Origin of the sequence: Actinomyces slackii (assembly GCF_900637295.1) — a bacterium.
In the GTDB taxonomy this organism is placed as follows: domain Bacteria; phylum Actinomycetota; class Actinomycetes; order Actinomycetales; family Actinomycetaceae; genus Actinomyces; species Actinomyces slackii.
Map to the genome: position 1 here is coordinate 2,966,810 of NZ_LR134363.1, position 18,537 is coordinate 2,985,346.

At 72.7% G+C, this 18,537-nt stretch carries 17 protein-coding genes; 9 read left to right on the forward strand and 8 right to left on the reverse strand.

Annotation, left to right across the window (positions count from 1 at the left end; genetic code table 11):
• Positions 1 to 623 precede the first annotated feature (623 nt).
• The 4 genes from EL266_RS12265 to EL266_RS13785 form a co-directional block, all read right to left on the reverse strand.
• A complete protein-coding gene (locus tag EL266_RS12265; RefSeq protein WP_126412370.1) occupies positions 624 to 1,406 on the reverse strand; it encodes a transposase family protein in 783 nt (260 codons plus the stop codon).
• Between the two features lie 594 nt (positions 1,407 to 2,000).
• A complete protein-coding gene (locus tag EL266_RS12270) occupies positions 2,001 to 3,785 on the reverse strand; it encodes a proteasome accessory factor PafA2 family protein (protein ID WP_026426577.1) in 1,785 nt (594 codons plus the stop codon).
• 237 nt (positions 3,786 to 4,022) lie between these two features.
• Positions 4,023 to 4,187, reverse strand: a complete 165-nt coding sequence (locus EL266_RS13535; protein WP_197719246.1) for a hypothetical protein — start codon at positions 4,185 to 4,187, stop codon at positions 4,023 to 4,025.
• A complete protein-coding gene (locus tag EL266_RS13785) occupies positions 4,174 to 4,407 on the reverse strand; it encodes a hypothetical protein (protein ID WP_026426576.1) in 234 nt (77 codons plus the stop codon). The genes EL266_RS13535 and EL266_RS13785 overlap by 14 nt, the downstream gene beginning before the upstream one ends.
• A gap of 101 nt (positions 4,408 to 4,508) precedes the next feature.
• Here EL266_RS13785 and aroA point away from each other — a divergent pair, with 101 nt between their 5' ends.
• The 3 genes from aroA (at position 4,509) to EL266_RS12295 (ending at position 8,185) form a co-directional block, all read left to right on the forward strand.
• Positions 4,509 to 5,924 (forward strand): 3-phosphoshikimate 1-carboxyvinyltransferase, encoded by a 1,416-nt coding sequence (gene aroA / locus EL266_RS12285; protein ID WP_026426575.1) that lies wholly within the window; start codon positions 4,509 to 4,511, stop codon positions 5,922 to 5,924.
• A complete protein-coding gene (rsgA, locus tag EL266_RS12290) occupies positions 5,924 to 7,063 on the forward strand; it encodes a ribosome small subunit-dependent GTPase A (protein ID WP_026426574.1) in 1,140 nt (379 codons plus the stop codon). Before aroA ends, rsgA begins: the two co-directional genes overlap by 1 nt.
• Before the next feature lie 390 nt (positions 7,064 to 7,453).
• On the forward strand, positions 7,454 to 8,185 hold the full coding sequence (locus EL266_RS12295; protein WP_084500561.1) for a helix-turn-helix transcriptional regulator: 732 nt from the start codon (positions 7,454 to 7,456) through the stop codon (positions 8,183 to 8,185).
• Positions 8,186 to 8,277: 92 nt separating this feature from the next.
• On the opposite strand, the gene EL266_RS12300 is transcribed toward EL266_RS12295, so the two are convergent.
• From EL266_RS12300 to EL266_RS12310, 3 genes are read right to left on the reverse strand one after another with little or no spacing between them, the layout of a single operon-like run.
• Entirely contained in the window at positions 8,278 to 10,023 is a 1,746-nt protein-coding gene (locus EL266_RS12300; protein WP_084500559.1) for a multicopper oxidase domain-containing protein, read from the reverse strand.
• A gap of 40 nt (positions 10,024 to 10,063) precedes the next feature.
• Complete coding sequence (locus EL266_RS13920; protein WP_169719938.1) at positions 10,064 to 11,557, reverse strand: hypothetical protein; 1,494 nt, start codon at positions 11,555 to 11,557, stop codon at positions 10,064 to 10,066.
• Positions 11,554 to 12,708 (reverse strand): hypothetical protein, encoded by a 1,155-nt coding sequence (locus tag EL266_RS12310; RefSeq protein WP_126412373.1) that lies wholly within the window; start codon positions 12,706 to 12,708, stop codon positions 11,554 to 11,556. The genes EL266_RS13920 and EL266_RS12310 overlap by 4 nt, the downstream gene beginning before the upstream one ends.
• A 234-nt stretch (positions 12,709 to 12,942) precedes the next feature.
• Here EL266_RS12310 and EL266_RS12315 point away from each other — a divergent pair, with 234 nt between their 5' ends.
• The 3 genes from EL266_RS12315 (at position 12,943) to EL266_RS12325 (ending at position 15,002) form a co-directional block, all read left to right on the forward strand.
• Positions 12,943 to 13,248: a DUF2249 domain-containing protein gene (locus EL266_RS12315; RefSeq protein WP_026426572.1), complete on the forward strand. Its 306-nt coding sequence runs from the start codon at positions 12,943 to 12,945 to the stop codon at positions 13,246 to 13,248.
• Between the two features lie 104 nt (positions 13,249 to 13,352).
• On the forward strand, positions 13,353 to 14,504 hold the full coding sequence (gene moaA / locus EL266_RS12320) for a GTP 3',8-cyclase MoaA (protein ID WP_084500557.1): 1,152 nt from the start codon (positions 13,353 to 13,355) through the stop codon (positions 14,502 to 14,504).
• 156 nt (positions 14,505 to 14,660) lie between these two features.
• On the forward strand, positions 14,661 to 15,002 hold the full coding sequence (locus EL266_RS12325) for a MoaD/ThiS family protein (RefSeq protein WP_084500556.1): 342 nt from the start codon (positions 14,661 to 14,663) through the stop codon (positions 15,000 to 15,002).
• A gap of 38 nt (positions 15,003 to 15,040) precedes the next feature.
• Here the strand turns inward: EL266_RS12325 and EL266_RS12330 are convergent, their stop codons facing one another.
• On the reverse strand, positions 15,041 to 15,526 hold the full coding sequence (locus tag EL266_RS12330; protein ID WP_084500554.1) for a molybdenum cofactor biosynthesis protein MoaE: 486 nt from the start codon (positions 15,524 to 15,526) through the stop codon (positions 15,041 to 15,043).
• A 103-nt stretch (positions 15,527 to 15,629) separates the two neighbouring features.
• Between EL266_RS12330 and EL266_RS12335 the strand changes: the two genes are divergently transcribed.
• From EL266_RS12335 to mobA, 3 genes are all read left to right on the forward strand, one after another.
• Positions 15,630 to 17,027: a molybdopterin molybdotransferase MoeA gene (locus EL266_RS12335; RefSeq protein ID WP_026426569.1), complete on the forward strand. Its 1,398-nt coding sequence runs from the start codon at positions 15,630 to 15,632 to the stop codon at positions 17,025 to 17,027.
• A gap of 219 nt (positions 17,028 to 17,246) precedes the next feature.
• Positions 17,247 to 17,726: a cyclic pyranopterin monophosphate synthase MoaC gene (gene moaC, locus EL266_RS12340; protein WP_051281028.1), complete on the forward strand. Its 480-nt coding sequence runs from the start codon at positions 17,247 to 17,249 to the stop codon at positions 17,724 to 17,726.
• Positions 17,716 to 18,453: a molybdenum cofactor guanylyltransferase gene (mobA, locus tag EL266_RS12345; protein WP_034514707.1), complete on the forward strand. Its 738-nt coding sequence runs from the start codon at positions 17,716 to 17,718 to the stop codon at positions 18,451 to 18,453. Before moaC ends, mobA begins: the two co-directional genes overlap by 11 nt.
• The last annotated feature ends 84 nt before the right edge of the window (positions 18,454 to 18,537 follow it).

The window sequence follows — 18,537 nt, forward strand, 5'->3', positions numbered from 1 at the left end:
AAGTCTGGATCGCTGATCCGAGTCAAGTCTGATCACTGACGCCCTACAACGACCTTAGGCTTGACTTGTTTTTTGGCAGTACCAACAAACATAGCTGCTTTTTTTGAATGCTGAAACGGCCGCTCTGGCCGCCAATTCAAGAGGGCGATGCTGGGCTTGTATCACTACATCATATTTCAACATTCACTGCATAGGTAAATTCAACTGACAGTCGCAATAAGCGAGCGTGAAATTGCGATGAGATCTATCCTATTCATATACACGGTGAGGCTTTCTCGCCAGAGTTAGTTGACAGTGCTGTGAGGTCGTAGCGACAGCGCTTGTTGGAGGAGCAGCAGAGTTGTGTCAGGTGGGTTGTTGGCGATGTCGGATCAGGCTATGGTTGGGCTGAGACTGAGGCAGGGCTGGTCGCTAAGGAGGATCGCTTATAATAATCGGTCGCGATATGTCGGTGGTCTGGTAAGAGACAGCCCGTAACCAGTAGAGCTTGTGGGTCATCAGCCGGTCGGCGCGGATGTGGCCGCACACCAGCGAAGAATGAAACGTTCGGGTTTCGTTCCGAGTTACTTCCTCAAGGTGCATCGGAGCATGTCCCAGTAGTACGGGTGTTATTCATGTGGGTGTTACCAGCCTGTTCTGTAGAGTTCGAGTTTGGTGATCAGGGTGATGATGCTGGGGAGCTCTGCCAGGCGGTGGCGGTAGCCGGTGGATAGGATCTTCCATTTCTTCAGCGTGGCGATGGTGTGCTCGATGGCGGCGCGCGTGGATGACACGGCCCTGTTGAACTCTTTCTCCCATTCCAGGCGTTCCCTGCCCGGTGTCTTCTTGATGGGGGTCAGTGCGCCATGAGCGGTATACGCGGTATCGGCGATCCAATCGGCGCCGGTGAGGATCGTGTCCCAGCCGCACAGGCTCAAGGCGGCGCTGTCGTGGCGTGAGCCGGGCACCGGGTCCGAGACCGCCACCAGAGTGCCGTCAGTGGTGGCGGCGACCTGGACATTCAGGCACTGGGCATGGTGCTTGCCCGAGTAGTTGGCCTTTTCGACCTGCCTGCCGGCAGCGGGCCTGTTGCCGGTGGGGATCGGCGTGCCATCAACGAGCAGCAGGCTGCCCTGGGCCACTGCCTGGGACAGGCAGATCCCGCTCATGGCCAGCACGTGGGTGGCCAGGGGCACCATGCGTCTCCAGATCCTGGAGACGGTGGGCTGGCAGATGCCGCACATGTCGGCGGCCAGGGCCTGGGAGATGTTATGGCGCGCCAGAATCAAGGTCAGCTCCACCTGCTGCCTAAGCCCCAGGCAGTAGCCCAATAGACTCTGGCCCCGAGATTCGAGCACCTCACCGATGCGCCCGACAAGCTCATCAATATCCTCATCGCACAGCCCCGTGGTAGACTCGTAATGCATCGGCCGCCTCCCCAAGAGAATCGAGTGTGGTAACCCAATTCTCTCCCGAGACGGCCGATGCACCAACTAACAACACGAACAAACCCCCATGAATAACACCCTACGCTCCCGAGTTGTAGGGCCTGCTCTCTGCAGCTCGTTGAAGAGAGGATCCAGTCTGAGCAGTGGTCGGGCTGGGTGGACTGCCGGACTGGCGCGCTGCTGTCCCTGGAGCATACGCTGGCCTCCACCTGCACCGCTCGAAGCCAAGCCGACAGGGCCTGATTCCATTACAGCGACTGTGGAGTTCAGTATGTCTCTCCGGCGTACTGGGATGAACTGGCCACCGCCTACCGCCTCGCTAAGCTACCGTGAGCGACTCACATTCATGCGCCCTGGCCCAGACAGCGAACCAGTCAACGGGCTCTACAAGGACCGAGCTCATCGGCTCCCTGCGCCTCTGGAAGCCCACCCAAGCCCTCGAGCTGGCCACCATGGGCCGGGTCCACTGGCGGAACACAGCCCGGTTGCATGAACCGCATCACCACACCACCCCGCCGAAATCGAACAAGCGGGTCAACGCGCCGTCCACCGGCACGCCGGCCCTACTCCCCCTCACTCCTCCTCGCTGTCGCCCTGCCCGTAGTAGCCCTCGTCCCAGGCGTAGATGGTGGGCTCCTCGGGCACCTCAACCCCCAGCACCCCCAGGACGGCCGCGATATCAGGACTGGCACCGCCACCGGTCCCCCGGGCCTGGGCGAGCGCCCGCTCGACGTCGGCGGTGGTGGGGTAGGCGGGATCGGGCAGGCTGACGCGCAGCAGGTTCCTGGCATCGGTGTCCACGACCAGGGAGGTCCAGCCCGCCGCCCAGACGTGGTCGGGGAAGGCCTCGAACAGCGCGGCCCGGCCACCGGCGCGGGTGTCAGCCGGTGCGCTCTCCACTGCTCGCCGCACGGCGCCGTCCTCCACCACGCGCCGCACAGTGCCGTTGCGCTCCAGAGCCGCGGCCAGGCTGACGGCTGGGTCGAGGGCGCTGAACCGCAGGTCGGCAGCGCGCAGGCGCGGATCGTCCCACTCGCAGCCGTAGCGCGAGCGCAGGTGCTCCAGCACCATCAGCTTGGCGCACCACTCCACCAGATGGGCGGCGTGCTGCGGGCCGCGCTCCAGGGCGTCAAGGGCCTCGCCCCACAGGCTCAGGACCTCCTGGGTCTCCTCATCAGCCCCCGTCCCGGCCACGACTCGGATCTCGTCGAGGAAGGCGCGCTGGATCTCCAGGGCCGAGGCGCTCCCTCCCTCCACCAGGCGGCAGCGCGCCTGGAGAGTGGGGTCATGGGAGAAGTCCTTCAGGGCGGCGACCGGGTCGGCCAGCGCCAATCGCTGCGCCAGCGCCCGGGCGCGCTGCGGGTAGCCCTCCACCAGGGACAGCAGGGCCGCCATCGAGCCCATCCGCAGCAGGGTGGTCACGGCCAGCACCGAGGAGTCGGAGGTGATGACGTGCAGGCGCCGCCAGCGCGCCGGGTCCGCATGGGCCTCGTCGCGGGTGTTGACGATGGGACGCTCGCGCGTGGTGTAGAGCGAGATCTCCTGCTCGACGTAGTCGGCGCGCTGGAAGATCTGGAAGCCCGGGGCCTGGCTCTCGGGCCCCAGCCCGATCCGCCCGGACCCGCCGATGACCTGACGGGTGGCGAGGAAGGGGAGCAGGACGGCGGTCAGCAACTCCCAGTCCACCTCCCGGTCCACGGCATAGTTCTCGTGGGCGCCCCAGGCGGAGCCGCGCCCGTCGGTGTTGTTCTTGATGACCTGGATGCGCGAGCCCCGCTCCTGGCTCAGTGCGGCCTCGGCGCGGTGCATGAGCAGGTCGCCGGCCATGTCGTACAGGGCCGCCTGGCGGGGCCCGATGACCTCAGGGGAGGAGTACTCGGGGTGGGTGTGGTCCACATACAGCCGGGCACCGTTGACCGCGTGGCTGGCCGACCCCCGGTAGTAGTGGGACTCAAAGGCATTGACCCGCCTGATCCAGCGGGTGGGCGAGCCGGCCAGACTGGGACGGGCCGAGGCGGATCCGGTCAGGTCAGCGCTGGTCAGGGCGGTCCCCGTCAGGACGGCGCCCGCCTCCTCCTCCGTGCGGGCCTCGGCGGGCAGCTCATGATCGGCCCCGTCCCGGGCGTCGCGGGTGGGGAGCTCCCCGGAGTAGTCGAAGCGGCAGCCCGCGCCCTCCAGAAGGACTCGCCCGGTATCCGCCGGCACATGCTGGGATGCCGGCTGGCCCTGGGCAGCGGCGTGGCGGGCGTAGGCGAACAGGAGCCGGCGGGCGAGGCCGTCGGGGTCGGCGGTCAGGTCGTCGCGATCGACCAGGGCGTACTCGGTCTCCACGCCCATGATCCTGCGTACCGTGATCATCGTTCGTCCTTTCTGGGACCAGTCATGTTCTGGGGGCCGGCCAGCCCGCGAACCACCCGGCAGGGGTGGGCTGACCTCAGAGCGGCCTGTCCGCCCTGGAGGGCAGACCGGTCAGGCATGAGGGCTCAGGTGCACGCCGTCGTGCCAGGACCCGCCAAGCCTACGGAAGACAGGTGGAACCGCGAGAAACCCGCGGAGTGCCCGATCATACACCCATGAACAGGCCGGCCCCGGCCGTCAATCAAGGGGGATGACCTCGACGAACCGGCGGTCCGCCTTGGCCAATGAAGCCGAGATCCGAGCATCGAGCGTGACGATCGCATGATGCGCATGATTGGCGAGCGACAACGCCACGAGCACATTGGCGTCAAGCAGACGCACCGCCCGCTCACTCGTCGCCATCGCGGTACCTCTCGACGAGGTCAAGGGTCACCGTGTGTCCCTCTTGCCCCGATGGAGGAGCGAAGACGGGGACACCGCGTGATCCTCTCACCGCGCTTTCACCCCGGATTCCCCGGGCCGCGTAGTAGGAGACGGCCCTGCCCAGAGAAATGCCCTCCCGCTGAGCGCGTTCGCGCGCCACCGCAAGAACACCATCGTCGATCTCCAAGGTCGTACGCATGACAGCATCATCGCATCACCGCATCATGACGCATGAATAGGCGACCGGACGACGCGTGGGTCGCCCGGTCGCCCTCAGGCGCAGGCCGTTAGAGTCGGGCCGTGCACCATGCCTCGCTCGACGCCCCGCCCTGGCCCGCGCCGTCGGCCCCAGGGCCCCTCAACGCCGTGGTGGAGCTTCCCGGCTCCAAGTCGCTGTCCGCCAGGGCGCTGGTCCTGGCAGCCATCGCGGCCGAGCCGAGCACCATCACCGGCGTGCTGCGCGCGCGCGACACCGAGCTGATGATCGCCGCCCTGACCACGCTCGGCGCGCGCTTCGAGGAGGCCGGCTCCCCCACCCGCCTGCGGGTGACCCCCGCGCCCCTCCCCTTCCCCGTCAGCCGTGCCCCAGCGCAGCCCGGCCAGGCCGCCCGCATCGACTGCGGCCTGGCCGGCACCGTCATGCGCTTCATCCCCCCACTGGCCGCATTGGCCGACGCCCCCGTTCTTCTCGACGGCGATGAGGCCGCCCGCGCCCGCCCCCTGGGCCCCCTGCTCGAGGCCATCACCGCGCTGGGCGCAACCGTCGACTATCAGGGGCGGCCCGGGCACCTGCCCGCCCTCATCACCCCCTCCCCCGCCGAGCAGGCCCGCCCGGGCGAGGCGCACCCGCCCCTGCTCCTGCCCGTCGACTCCTCCGCCTCCTCCCAGTTCCTCTCCGCCCTGCTGCTGGCCGCCCCCCTGCTGCCCGGCGGCGCCGCCATCACCCCCACCGGGCCGGTGCCCTCCCTGCCGCATGTGGCCATGACCGTCGCCTCCCTGCGAGACAGGGGCGTCGTCGTCGACGAGCCGGCCGACCCTCTCCCCGACCTCCCCGACGGCTCGCGCACCTGGACCGTCCACCCCGGCCGCCCCCACGGCGGAGAGATCGCCATCGAGCCGGACCTGTCCAATGCCGGCCCCTTCCTGGCCGCCGCACTCGTGGCCGGCGGCCAGGTCACCGTCCCGCACTGGCCCGCCCCCACCACCCAGGCCGGGGACGCCTGGCGCTGTATCCTGCCGGCCATGGGCGGGGCGCTCGAGGCTCCTCCCGGGCCGCAGGGCGCCGGCACCGCCGTCCGGGCAACCGGCACCGGGCGCCTTCGCGGCATCGACGTCGACCTGTCCCAGGTCGGCGAGCTCGCCCCCACCGTGGCGGCACTAGCCGCACTGGCTGCCCACCAGGGCCATCCCAGCCGCCTGCGCGGCATCGCCCACCTGCGCGGCCATGAGACCGACCGCCTGGCCGCCCTGGCCGCCGAGATCACCCGCCTGGGCGGCTCGGCCCGGGCCGAGCCCGACGCCCTGGTCATCGAGCCCGCCACCCTGCACGGGGCGCTTCTGCGCTCCTACGCCGACCACCGCATGGCCACCTTCGCCGCCATCATCGGCCTGGCCATCGAGGGGGTCGAGCTCGACGACGTCGAGTGCACCTCCAAGACCCTGCCGGGCTTCACCGGCCTGTGGGACAGCATGCTCGCCACAGCCAGGGGGCAGTGATGGCCCGGCGCGACATCGGCACCGACGACCCCCGCGTGCGCGTGCGGCCCTCGAAGGGCTCGCGCCCCCGCACCAAGCTGCGCCCCGCCCACGCCGACGCCATGCCCGGCATGGTCACCCGCATCGACCGCGGCCACTACCGGATCCGCCTGGAGGACCCCGCGCTGACCGACGACGGCGGCGGCGACATCACCGCCATGAAGGCGCGCGAGCTCGGCCGGGGCAAGGTGGTGGTGGGCGACCGGGTGGGCGTCGTCGGCGATGTCAGCGGCCGGGACGGCACCCTGGCCCGGATGGTGCGCATCGAGGAGCGCACCACCCTCCTGCGGCGCAGCGCCGAGGACGCTGAGGCCACCAGGTCCACCGGGTCCGCCGGCGCCGAGCGCCCCATCGTCGCCAACGCCCAGGCCCTGGTCATCGTCACCGCCGTGGCCGACCCCGCCCCGCGGCCCCGCATGATCGACCGCTGCCTGGTGGCCGCCTACGAGGCCGGCATGGAGCCCATCCTCGTGCTCACCAAGTCGGACCTGGCCGACGCCGCCCCCCTGCTGTCCCTTTACCGCCCCCTGGGGGTGCGCGCCTACTCCACCCGCCTGGGGCACTCTCCCCGGCCTGAGCGGGCCGCCCATGACGGGGTGGAGGCCGTGCGCGCGGCCCTGACCGGGCGAACCTCGGTGCTGGTGGGCCATTCCGGGGTCGGCAAGTCCACCCTCATCAACGCCCTGGTGCCCGGGGCCGATCGGGCCACAGGCCGCGTCAACGAGGTCACCGGCCGCGGCCGGCACACCTCCACCAGCCTCCAGGCACTCCAGCTTCCCGACGGCGGCTGGGTCATCGACACCCCCGGCGTGCGCTCATTCGGGGTCGCCCATGTGGGCAGCGCCGAGGTGCTGCGCGGCTTCCCCGACCTGGCCGAGGCCGCCCAGGACTGCCCCCGCGGCTGCAGCCATGAGGCCGGCGCCCTGGACTGCGCCCTCGACGAGTGGGCCGGCGCCCCCGCCCTTCCGGAAGGCGCCACCGAGGCGCCCGAGGGCCCACGGGCCGCCGCCCCGGACACTTATCAGCGATCGCAGCGCCTGGACTCCTTCCGCCGACTCCTGGCCCCCGCCCTGGCGGCCGAGGACCCCACCCGTCCCTGATTCCCACAAACAGGCCCCGCGCTGACGCCCGGGCCCCGACGCGCAGCGCCACCGGGCCACGCATCGCCTGCGGCCGGAAAACGCCGTCGTACCGCCCCTAAGTCACCCCCGCCCCGCGGAACCGGGCAGCGCGCTGACCCGACACGCCGGGGGTCCGCCCTCTCGATGGTCACAATTCCATGGACCCATAAGTGTTGGATCTCACATACATCTCAGGTACCCTCAGACCCCACCCTCTATAGATCCGCGCCATCACAAGGGAAACTGACCCATCAGCGGCCGCCGGCGTCCGCTGATTGGACACCTCATCCAATAACAGACGAGTTGCAGCATTCAACTACCCGTGATTTTGGGTTTTCCCACAAGGATCAGAACGATAATCTTCGTGTCATGCACAACAGCCGTATCACTACGTTCCCCCGCCCTGCGCTGGGAGACCTGTCCGCCCGAGCCGACCTGTCCGCCGCCCGACGACGAGTCCTTGAGGTGGTTGAGGCCTCTGATGAGTCCATGACCGCCGTCCAGGTGGCCAGTGCCCTCAACCTCCACCACAACACGGTGCGCGAGCACCTGGACTCCCTGGTCGACGCCGGCTTCGTCACCATCTCGACCCGCCCCACCGGAAAGCGCGGCCGCCCTGCCCTGCGCTACTCCTCGACCGCGCCCGACCCCCGCCAGGTCATTGATTCCTACCTGCTCCTGCTGGATGCGGTGGCACACACGCTGGGCAAGGGCGAGTCCGCCCAGAGCGCGGCCCTGGAGATCGGCCGCCGCTGGGCCGAGCTGACCCCCGCCGTCGCCCAGATCGTCGCCATCACCCCGGCCGGATCACGCGAGCGCATCATGTCCCTCCTGCCCTACCTGGCCATGATGGGCTTCGCCCCCGAGGTCAAGGGCGAGGACGTCATCCTGCGCTCCTGTCCGCTCGTCACCCACGGCCACACCCCCGACCCCCTGGTGTGCGCCATGCACGAGGGCTTCGTGCGCTCGGCCGCCGAGACCGGCCGCGAGCGCGTCACGCAGGACGGGCCCGAGCCCGCTCCGCTGCGGATCGCCCGCTCGGCCGGCGAGGGCTGCCAGCTCCAGCTCCACGAGGTCACCTCCACCGCCAAGGCCAGCTGAGCCCGCCGCCCCGCCATCATCCCTATCCACCCATCAGGCCCTCCGCCCCGGCTCCCCGGGGTCGGAGGGCCTTCGAGCGCCCTGGTGGTCGCTCAGGCGGTGATGCGCAGGATGCCCTTGGCGCCCTTCTCCATATCCGCGAAGGAGTGGGTGACCAGCACGTAGTTGCCCGGCTCCTGGGCGACGCACTCGACGAAGCCTCCCTGCGCCGGATGCAGCCCCAGGGCCTGAGAGCCCCCGGACCAGGGCTCCCCGATGCGCTGCGGTCCCCCCAGGGTCCAGGCACCCTCGACGAAGACCTGGTCGAACTGCAGCCCCACGATATGGAAGGAGGTCGGCAGGGAGGGCCCGGCCGACATCACCCAGAAGCGTATCCGCTCCCCCACCCGGGCGGTCAGGGGGCGCTGGGCGTACTGGAAGGCCACCCCGTTGAAAGTCATGAGATCGGGGGCCTTGGCGGAGATCTTCTCCGCATTGGGCTCCCCCTCCTGAGGGCCCAGGTAGACCTCGGAGGCCACGATGAGGAACTCCTTGTCCGCCGCGGTCAGGCCGGGCGGGTCGATGATGACGGCGCCGTGCATGCCGGAGGCCAGGTGGAGGCTCATGGGGGCCGTTGAGCAGTGGTAGAGCCAGATGCCCGAGTGGCGGGCGGTGAAGCGGTAGTCCAAGCTCTGCCCCGGGTCGATGGAGCGCATGGCGTCATCGGGCGGGGTGATGCCCGCGTGGAAGTCGATGGAGTGGCTCATGGTGCCGTCATTGACCAGGGTGATCTCGAAGGCGTCCCCCACGCTGCCGCGCAGCACGGGTCCGGGGACCTGGCCGTTGTAGGTCATGCGGCGCTGCCTGGCGCCGCCGCCGACCTCCATGACCTTCTCGGTGACGGTCAGGGTGTGGCGGTGGGTCACGGGCCCGCCCGAGGCGTCCGGGGCGGGGGCCAGTGCGGCGTCGACGGCGGTGAAGCCCTTGGGCAGCTCGGCCTCGTAGTCGGCGACGGCATCCTGGGCGCCGGTCTGGCCCGCCTGGCCGGTGTGGGAGGCGTGGGAGGAGTGGGCCGAGGAGCCGGTGGTGATGTGGAAGACCATGCCCTGGGCGCGGTGGCCGGCGATGGAGCACCATCCCTCGATGGGCCCGGAGACGACGCCCGCGTCCAAGGTGGCGCGCGCTCCCGCGGCCACGCGCCCGGTCTGGGCCCCGGTCTCCAGGACCAGGTCGTGGACCTGGTCGGCGGTGTTGGACAGGGTGATGACCAGCCGGTCGCCGGGGGCCACCTCCACGGTGTCGGGGATGAAGCGCATGCCCTTGACGGTGATCTCCACCTCCACCGTCTTGCCGCTGGCCGCGACCCGGCCCTCCCCCGATCCGCTGGGGCCTGACCCGCCCACCCCCGCCTGGCCGGCCATGACGCTGCCGGCGACGACGGCGGCCCCCGCGGTCAGGATGCCCAGCAGGGCCCCGCGGCGGTCGGCTGAGCGCCCTTCCGTGGAGTCGGAGTCGGAGCCTGCGCCCCGTCGATCGGGGCGCGCCAGGGCCGGCGCGGTGCCGGCGGTCACCGCGCTGCGGGGCGCGGAGGCGGTGCGGGCCTGGCGCGCCTTGTCTCCGCGGGGACTGGGCACGCCCGTGGGCCGGGTGTCCACGTCGTCCTGGTTGTCATGGTCGCCGTGGTTGTCGTGGTCGCCGTGGTTCTCGCGGCCGCCGCCCGCGTCCCGCGGCTCGCCGGTGGCGCCGGTCTGCGCACTGCGGTCCGCGCTCTGGCGGGCGATCCCCGTGGGCCGGGTGTCCAGGTCGTCCTGGTCGGGCCCGGTCTCGGGGCTGTGGGCTGAGTGGGGTGAGCTGCTCATCGTGGTGTCCCGTTCGCAAGGTGGTGGGGTGGGGGCGCGCTCAGCACTGGGCGTCTCGGCGCGCCGGGGAGTGCGGGGAATGATGGGAGTGCTGCGGCGGCGCTCCGGGCGGCGCTGCGCCCCGAGCGCCCGGGGCGCGCGAGGCGGCGATGGCCCACCCGCACTGGGCCATGCCCACCAGCAGGTAGGCGGTGATCGCCCCGGCGAGGATGCCGCCGGTCGCCCGCACGGCCACGGGAAGGGTGGGGGTGACGGCCAGGGCCAGGCAGGCGTTGGCGGCGGTGACCCGGTAGGCGGCCCAGCGGTCCATGATGGCGTTGGTCCGGCGGGTCATCGCCGGCCCTCCCCCGAGCATGACCGGGGTGAGGTAGCTCAGCGCCGCCACCAGGATCTGCAGGGCGAAGCCGGCCCCCAGCGCCAGGCGGGCAGCGTGGATGGCCTCGCGGGCCTGGGCGGCGGAGTCGGCCAGGGTGATGCCGGTGGTGATGTAGCCCGTGGAGCACAGGAACCAGGCGATGGCGGCGGCGGCCGAGGCCGTGGCGAAGGAGGTGGGCGGCACTCGCCGAGCGGTGATGAAGGCCGGGACCAGGACCCCCATGGCACCGGCAAGGTAGACGACTGCCCCCAGGGCCGCCAGGGGCTGCCACAGGCCCGATGCCGCCACCAGTGCGGCCCCTGCCACGAGGGGGGCCAGGGAGCGGGCCGCCCAGCGCGGGGCCGTGGGCTCCATCGGGGTGCGCAGCATCGTGGGCCACAGGACGGTCAGTGTTCCCAGGACGGTCACGCCCACGAATCCCAGGAGCATCGTGGTGGTGTGGGCCAGGTAGAGGATGTCGGCCAGCGGGGCGCGCCCGGCGTCGTCGGCCCAGGAGATGAGGTAGCCCAGGACCGCTCCGACGGCCAGGAGCACCAGGGCGGCGGCGTAGTGGAGGGCCAGGGCCGCCAGGCGCGGGGCCACGGCCCGGCGGTACTGCACGATGATGGCCACCACCCCGGCCGCGGCCTGGGCCGTGATGATGGCGGCGCCGACCAGTGCCAGGGCCTGGTGGGCGGCGGTGATCCCCGTCAGGACGGCGGCGGTGCCCAGGCTGTGGGCGGCCAGCCGGCCGTCCAGGAGGGCTGCTCCGCCCAGGGCGGGGCGGTGCAGGAGGGTGTCGGCGAAATGCGCCGACCAGGTGGTGATGGCGCTGCCGATCCCGCCCAGCAGCAGGGCGTGCAGCGGCAGCCAGGTTCCCAGGTGCCCCAGCGGTCCGCCCAGCACCAGGGCGGCCAGGACGGCGGCGGTGACCAGCCAGGCCACGACGAAGGCGTTGCGCCGCACCTGGGTGGCGCGCCGGCTCCTGCGGCCTGCCTGCCCGGGCAGGGCCGGACGGGCCGGACGGGATGGTCGCGCATGCCCGGCGGGCCCGGTGGACCCAGTGGAGCCAGTGGACCCAGTGGGCCCGGTGGGCCGACCGGGGCGGCGCTCTCGGGGCTCGGGGCTCGACGCCGGTGGCCGGGTCCCGGACACCTCAGGGTCAGGGCGCGGGCTCATAGGGCTCCTCCAGCCGCGGCCCGTCTTCCGGGCAGGGGGCCGCCCGGCCGCCCGCCCGGGGAGGCGATGCCCCCGGAGGTCACCACCCGGGTCAGTGACAGGGCCATGAACACGAGGATCGCGGCGACGCCCAGGGCTCCGCCGGCCTGCCAGATGCCCGCCGAGTCGGCGATGAGGCCGCCCACGCGCACCGCCATCCCGGCGTGCAGGAGGGCGTAGGGCACCCACATGGCCCGGTGGTAGGCCAGGCGGCGGTGGACGATGGCGGGGATGATCACCGGGGCGTGGGCCAGGATCATGGAGAAGGCGTAGCCCACGGCGATGGCATGGACGATGATCTCGTACCCGGCCCCGGCCAGGCCGGTGAAGCCCCACAGGGACCAGGTCAGGCCCGCCACGGCCAGCCAGGCGTAGCCGGCCAGCATGGAGGCGGCCATGAATCGCACCCCGCCGTCGGCCCGGATCGTGCGCCGGGCGACGTCGTGATAGGCCATGACCACGGCCAGGCCCGCCAGCGCCGGGCCGGTGGCCAGGCGCGCCGTCGGCCAGACCACCATGAAGCAGGCCCCCAGGACCGCAGCGGCGGACAGGGCCCGCACCAGGGCCTCGACGGCGGGGTCGAGGAAGGCCACGCGCGCCAGCTCCAGGCGCTCGCCGACGATGGTCAGGGTCGGCAGGAGCAGCCACAGGGGCACCACCGTCTCCAGGGGGAATCCGCGCAACCACAGCAGGTTCCCCAGGAGCAGCGCCAGGGCGCCCATGGCCTCGACATCCACGGCCGGGGCCGGGGCGCGGCGATGGACGCGCAGGTAGATGGCGCACAGCGCGGCGGCTGAGATGACCAGCAGGGCCCGGCCCACCGGCTGGGGCGCACCCGCCAGCAGGAGCAGGCAGCCCAGCGCGCTGGCCGCGGGGGCCGCATAGGCCCAGCTCGCACGGGCGGCCACCGCGCGCTCCAGGGAGATGACCGTTCCCAGGAAGCCCACGAGCATGAGGGGCCCGTGCAGGGCCGCCAGCTCGGCGCCGGTGACCAGCGCCGGCAGGCTCAGGCGCACCAGGGCGGCGTCGAGCCCGGCCAGGAGGCAGGCCGCCCCCAGGGCCAGCACCACCAGCCGGGGGGCGATGCGGGTGCGCGACCGCTCGTTGCTCACAGGTCGAACCGTAGCCAAGCCGGACCACCCGGCCAAGAGCGCCCCGCCCGCGGCCGGCCGCCCGCCATCGCGCGGCACGGGGCGCAGGCCGCGCGGCCCAGCCGGCAGGCACCGCCTGGCCAAGGCCGCCCGGCGGCACTCGCCCTGAGCGGACGAGCCCCCCATCCACCCATCCGCGGTACTAAGGTCTGCCTCACCGCGAGTCTTCGCGCCCCGACCCATCAAGGAGCCATCATGTCCGAGAGCCCCGACCTCATCCCCATCACTGAGACCTCCTCCTCGGGCCACTCCTGCGGCTGCCACGAGCACGCCTCGGAGCGCCTGAGCCTGGATGCTCGCGCCATCCCGCACCGCCTGCGCCACGCCGCCGTCATCGGCGCCGCCTCCTCCCTGGGAGTCGGCGAGGGCTTCGACCTGGTGGCGCCCCACGTGCCCACCCCGCTGCTGGCCCAGATCGACCAGCTGCCCGCCACCTTCCAGCACACCCTGCTGGAGCAGTCGGAGGGCTACGCGCGCGTCGAGATCCTGCGCACCGCCTGAGCCCCGCTGTCCGCCCGTACCCAGGGGAGCCGCTCAGCCACTCGCCGGGCTCCACCACCCGCCGCGGGGTTTTTGCGCGGCGCGGGACTGACTATCCTCACAGCATGACCACTGCGCCTCCCGCCACTGTGGCCCCCGGCCCGGGCAGGCTCACCGCCCTGCCCATGCCGGCGCCGCGGTGGCGGGCCGGTCAGCCCCCGTCCGGCGCCCAGGACGGCCCCGTGCCCCAGGAGCTCGTGGACCGCCACGGCCGCACAGTGCGCGACCTGCGCCTGTCCATCACCGACCGCTGCAACCTGCGCTGCACCTACTGCATGCCCGCCCAGGGCCTGGAGTGGCTGCCCACCCCCTCCCTGCTGACCACCTCCGAGCTCGCCCGCCTGGGGCGCCTGGCCGTCGAGCGCCTGGGGGTCGAGCGCATCCGCATCACCGGCGGGGAGCCCCTGCTGCGACGCGACCTGGAGGAGATCGTGTCCGCCCTGGCCGCGCTGCGCACGCCCGCGGGGCGCAGGCCCGATATCGCCCTGACCACCAATGGCCTGGGCCTGGAGCGACGGGCGCAGGGCCTGCGCCGGGCGGGCCTGGCCAGGGTCAATGTCTCGGTGGACTCCCTGGACCCCGAGGACTACGCCGCCATCACCCGGCGCCACCGCCTTAACGACGTCCTGGCCGGCATCGCCGGGGCGCAGGAGGCGGGTCTGAGCCCCATCAAGATCAATGCGGTGGCGATGCCGGGCGCCATGGCCCGGCGCGCCCCGGAGCTGCTGCGCCAGTGCCTGCGCCGCGGCTGGCAGCTGCGCTTCATCGAGCACATGCCGCTGGGGCCGCGCGAGACCTGGAGGCCCCAGGACGTCGTCGGCGCCGCCCAGATCCTCCAGGCGCTGCGGGAGGCCGGATTCGAGCTGAGCGAGGCCGGCCGGCCCGACCGCCGCCCGGCCGCCCTGTGGCGGGTCGCCGAGGGCGCCGACCACCCGGCGGGCAGCGTGGGGATCATCGCCTCGGTGACCGCCCCCTTCTGCGGGGACTGCGACCGCACCCGCATCACCGCTGACGGCCGGCTCATGACCTGCCTGTTCTCCTCAACGGAGACCGACCTGCGCACCCCCATGCGCCAAGGGGCCGACGACGACGCCCTCATCCGCATCTGGGCCGGCGCCACTTGGCTCAAGCCGCTGGCGCACGGCACGGATGCGCCGGGGGCCGAGGACTCCGGCTTCGCCCGGCCGGGCCGGACCATGTCCGCCATCGGGGGCTGAGTCCCGCCCGATAGTCTCCGCGCCCACGAGGCTGGGCGGGTAGGTCGGGTGGGTAGGTCGGGTAGGTTGGGCCTCATCATCGAGCCTGGCGGGCGTGCCCTCGCACCCCCGTCCACCCCTGCCAGCCGCGCAGCCGCACGACCATCGGGAGCCACCATGCCCACAGTGCCCACAGTGCCCACAGTGCCCACAGTGCCCACGGCGCCCACTTCCTCAGCCACCGGGCCGACCGGCGCCGCGCCGTCGATCAGCCTGACCCTGCGCTACTTCGCGGCCGCCGCAGACGCCGCCGGAGGCCCCGAGGAGCGCATCGAGGTGCCCGCCGGCACCACCATGGCGGGTCTGCGCGAGCAGTTGGCGGGCCGGGACCTGGAGATGGCCCGGGTCATCCCGGTGTGCAGCTACCTGGTCAACTCCCTGTCCACGCCCGCCGACTCCCTGACCCCGCTGGCCCAGGGCGACGCCGTCGACATCCTTCCCCCCTTCGCCGGGGGATGAGCCCGCGGGCTCAGGGCTCAGGGCTCAGGGCTCAGGGCTCAGGCGATGTTGCTCCACTGGGAGCTGCCGTCGGTGAAGCTCTGACGCTTCCACACCGGCAGGCGCCTCTTGACCTCCTCGACCAGATGGCCGCAGGTCGCGAAGGCCTCGGCGCGGTGGGCGGCGGACACGGCGACGGCCAGGGCCGTGTCCCCCACCACGAGGTCGCCCACCCGGTGGACCAGTCCCAGGGCCGCCACGCCCTGGCGCCCGGCCGCCTCCTGGGCGATATCGGCCACGATCCGATCCGCGCTGGGGTGGGCGCTGTAGCCGATCCCGGTCACGCCGCGCCCCTGGTCGTGGTCGCGCACCACGCCGGCGAAGGTCACCACGGCGCCGGCCCCGGCGTCACGGACCCGCTGGGCGAGCTCCTCGGCGCTGATGGGCTCGTGGGTGACCTCGGCGCGAAGGACACGGGCGGGCCCGGATGGGCCGCCCGCACTGGCCGCACTGGCCGGGACCGGCTGGGACTCGGTGCTGCTCACGGCTCTCCTTGGGCTCTCCTGGCGGATGGGACTGCTGGGAGCATACCGGCGCCCCGGCAGGCGTCCCGATATGCTCGCGCCAGCCCCGCGGGAAGGAGCGCGAATGCCGCAGATGCTTGAGCTGGAGAACTACGTGGCCCAGGTCCTGGAGGGCCTGGCCCCCCTGCCCCCCATCGAGGAGACCCTGGAGCGCGCCCACGGCCGGGTCCTGGCGCGCGAGGCCGTCGCCGCCCTGGACGTGCCGCCCTGGACGAACTCGGCCATGGACGGCTACGCCCTGCGCGCCAAGGACACCGCCGGCGCCACCCCCGCCACGCCCCTGACCCTGCCCGTGACCGGGGATGTGCCCGCCGGCGTTGGCCCCTCCCCCCTTGAGCCCGGCACAGCCCAGCGGATCATGACCGGCGCGATGCTCCCGCCCGGAGCCGATGCCGTGGTCAAGGTCGAGGACACCGACCAGTCCCCCGGACCCGGGCCCCTGCCCGAGCGCGTCGAGATCCGGGCGCAGGCGGGCCAGGGCCTCAATGTGCGCCGGGCCGGTGAGAACCTGCGGGCCGGGGAGGCGGTCGCTCCAGCCGGGACGCTGCTGTCGGCCGCGACGCTCTCCGCCCTGGCCTCGACGGGGCTGTCCAGCGTGATGGTTCACCCGCGGGTGCGCGTCGCCGTGGTCTCCACCGGGGCCGAGCTGCGCGGCCCCGGGGAGGCCCTGGCCCCCGGGACGATCCCGGACTCCAACTCCCTGCTTCTGGCCGGGCTGGTGGCCGAGCACGGCGGGGCCTGCACCACCACGGCGCGCAGCGGCGACACCGCCCCACAGCTGGCCGACTGCCTGGACCGGGCCGCGCAGGGAGCCGATGTCATCATCACCTCCGGGGGCGTGTCCGCCGGGGCCTTCGACCCCCTGGTCATGCTGGCGGGCGAGCCCTCCGCGTCGGTGAGCCTGACCCTGGCCAAGGTCGCCATGCAGCCGGGCAAGCCCCAGGCCCACGGATGGGTGCGCGCTAAGGACGGCCGCCGGGTCCCCCTGATCTGCCTGCCGGGCAACCCGGTCAGCGTGCTGGTCTCCTTCGCCACGATCGTCGCCCCGGTGCTGGCCAGGCTGGGCGGCCACGACGCCGTCGGCCGCCCTGACCCGGCTGATCACGCCGACCGCACCGGTCGCTCAGGCTGGGCCCCGGGGTCGCGACTGCGGGCCCGAGCCGCGGCCGCCTGGCCCATGCCCTCCGGGCGGCGCCAGCATGTGCCCGTGCGCTTCGTGCCCGCCCCGCAGGGCGCTGAGGGCACTACGGGGCCGCCCCGGCAGGGGGCCGCCGCGCCGCTGGAGGCGGATCTGTGGGTGGCCCCCACGCACCGCCTGGACTCGGGCTCCCACCTGGTGGCCTCCCTGCCCGCCGCGCAGGCCCTGGCCGTGGTCGAGGCCGGCACCGCGGCCGTGTCCATCGGGGATGAGCTGGACCTGCTGGCCCTCTCCGCGCCCGCGCGCCCCCTGACCATCCCCTGACCCCGCACCCTGATCACACGGGCCTGATCACACAGCCCTGATCGCACGACCACGAGGAGCCGCCCCATGGGCATTGTCAACCGCCTGCGCCGTCGTCGCCGTCGAGCCGAGCCCGAGCCGGAGCCCCGGGACCAGCGGGCCCCGGAGCACCGGGCGAAGCAGGAGCCCCCCGCCGATGGCATCCGCCTGACGCACCTGGACGAGTCCGGCGCGGCCCGCATGGTCGATGTCACCGGCAAGGCCCCCACGGTGCGCCAGGCCCGGGCCGAGGCCTTCGTGGCCTGCTCGCCGGCCATCGTCCAGGCGCTGCGCGCCGGCTCGATCCCCAAGGGCGATGTGCTGGCGGTGGCGCGCATCGCCGGGATCGCCGCGGCCAAGCGGGTTCCCGACCTGCTGCCCCTGGCCCATGTCATCGGCGTGCACGGGGCGCGCCTCGACCTGGAGGTCACCGATGAGGGGGTGCGCATCGAGGCGAGCGTGCGAACCGCCGACCGCACCGGGGTGGAGATGGAGGCCCTGACCGCGGCCACGGTGGCGGGCCTGGCGATCGTCGACATGGTCAAGGGCGTGGACCGCGAGGTCGAGCTGCGCGGCGCCCGGGTGGTGGCCAAGTCCGGCGGCCGCTCAGGCGACTGGAGCCGCGAGACCGGCGAGGCCGGCGGGACTGGCCGGGCCAGCAGGGCGGACGATGGCGCCTGAGCCTGCCCGCTCCCCGGCTGGCAGCCCGTCTGAGCCCCCGGCGGGCGGTTCTGGGGGACCTGCGGGGTCTGGAGGCGCCGCGGGGGGATTCGACGTCGTCGTCCTGGCCGGGGGGACGGCCCGCCGCCTGGGCGGGGCCTCCAAGCCCAACGCCATGGCCCGCGGCGCCCGCCTGCTCGATCACGTCCTCAGTGGCCTTGGCAGCCTCGACGGGCTCGACGGGCTCGGCTCGCCAGGAGGTCCGGCGCGGATCTGCGTGGTGGCACCCACGGACGTCGCTCTGCCCGATGGCATCCTGCGCGCCCTGGAGGACCCGCCCCTGGGCGGGCCGGTCGCGGGGATCGCCGCCGGCCTGGAGCGCCTGGCCCGCCCAGCGCCGGCAGGTCAGCCGGCAGGAGGGCCCGCGCCCCTGACCGCGGTGATGACCTGCGATGCCCCCGAGTCCTGGCGGGTCCTGCCCGCGCTGGCCGAGCTCATGGCCGCGCCCGGGGGCCATGAGGGCGCCGTCGTGCGCCACGGCGACCACGTGCAGTACCTGCTGGGGCTCTACCGCACCGGGGCGCTGGCCCGCGCCGTCGCCCCAGGCGGCAGGCCCCTGCGGGACACGGCGGTGCGCCGCGCGCTGGGGGGCCTGAGTGTGCGCGTCCTGGCCTGGCCGGGAGCCGCGGCGGCCGACCTGGACACCTGGGAGGAGATCCGCGCCTGGGACACCCTCCCTAACCCCTGACTCCGCTGACTCCGCTGACTCCGCCAATTTGCGCGAGTTCGTACTTTTCCGGGCCCGGAAAAGTACGAACTCGCGCAAATTGGC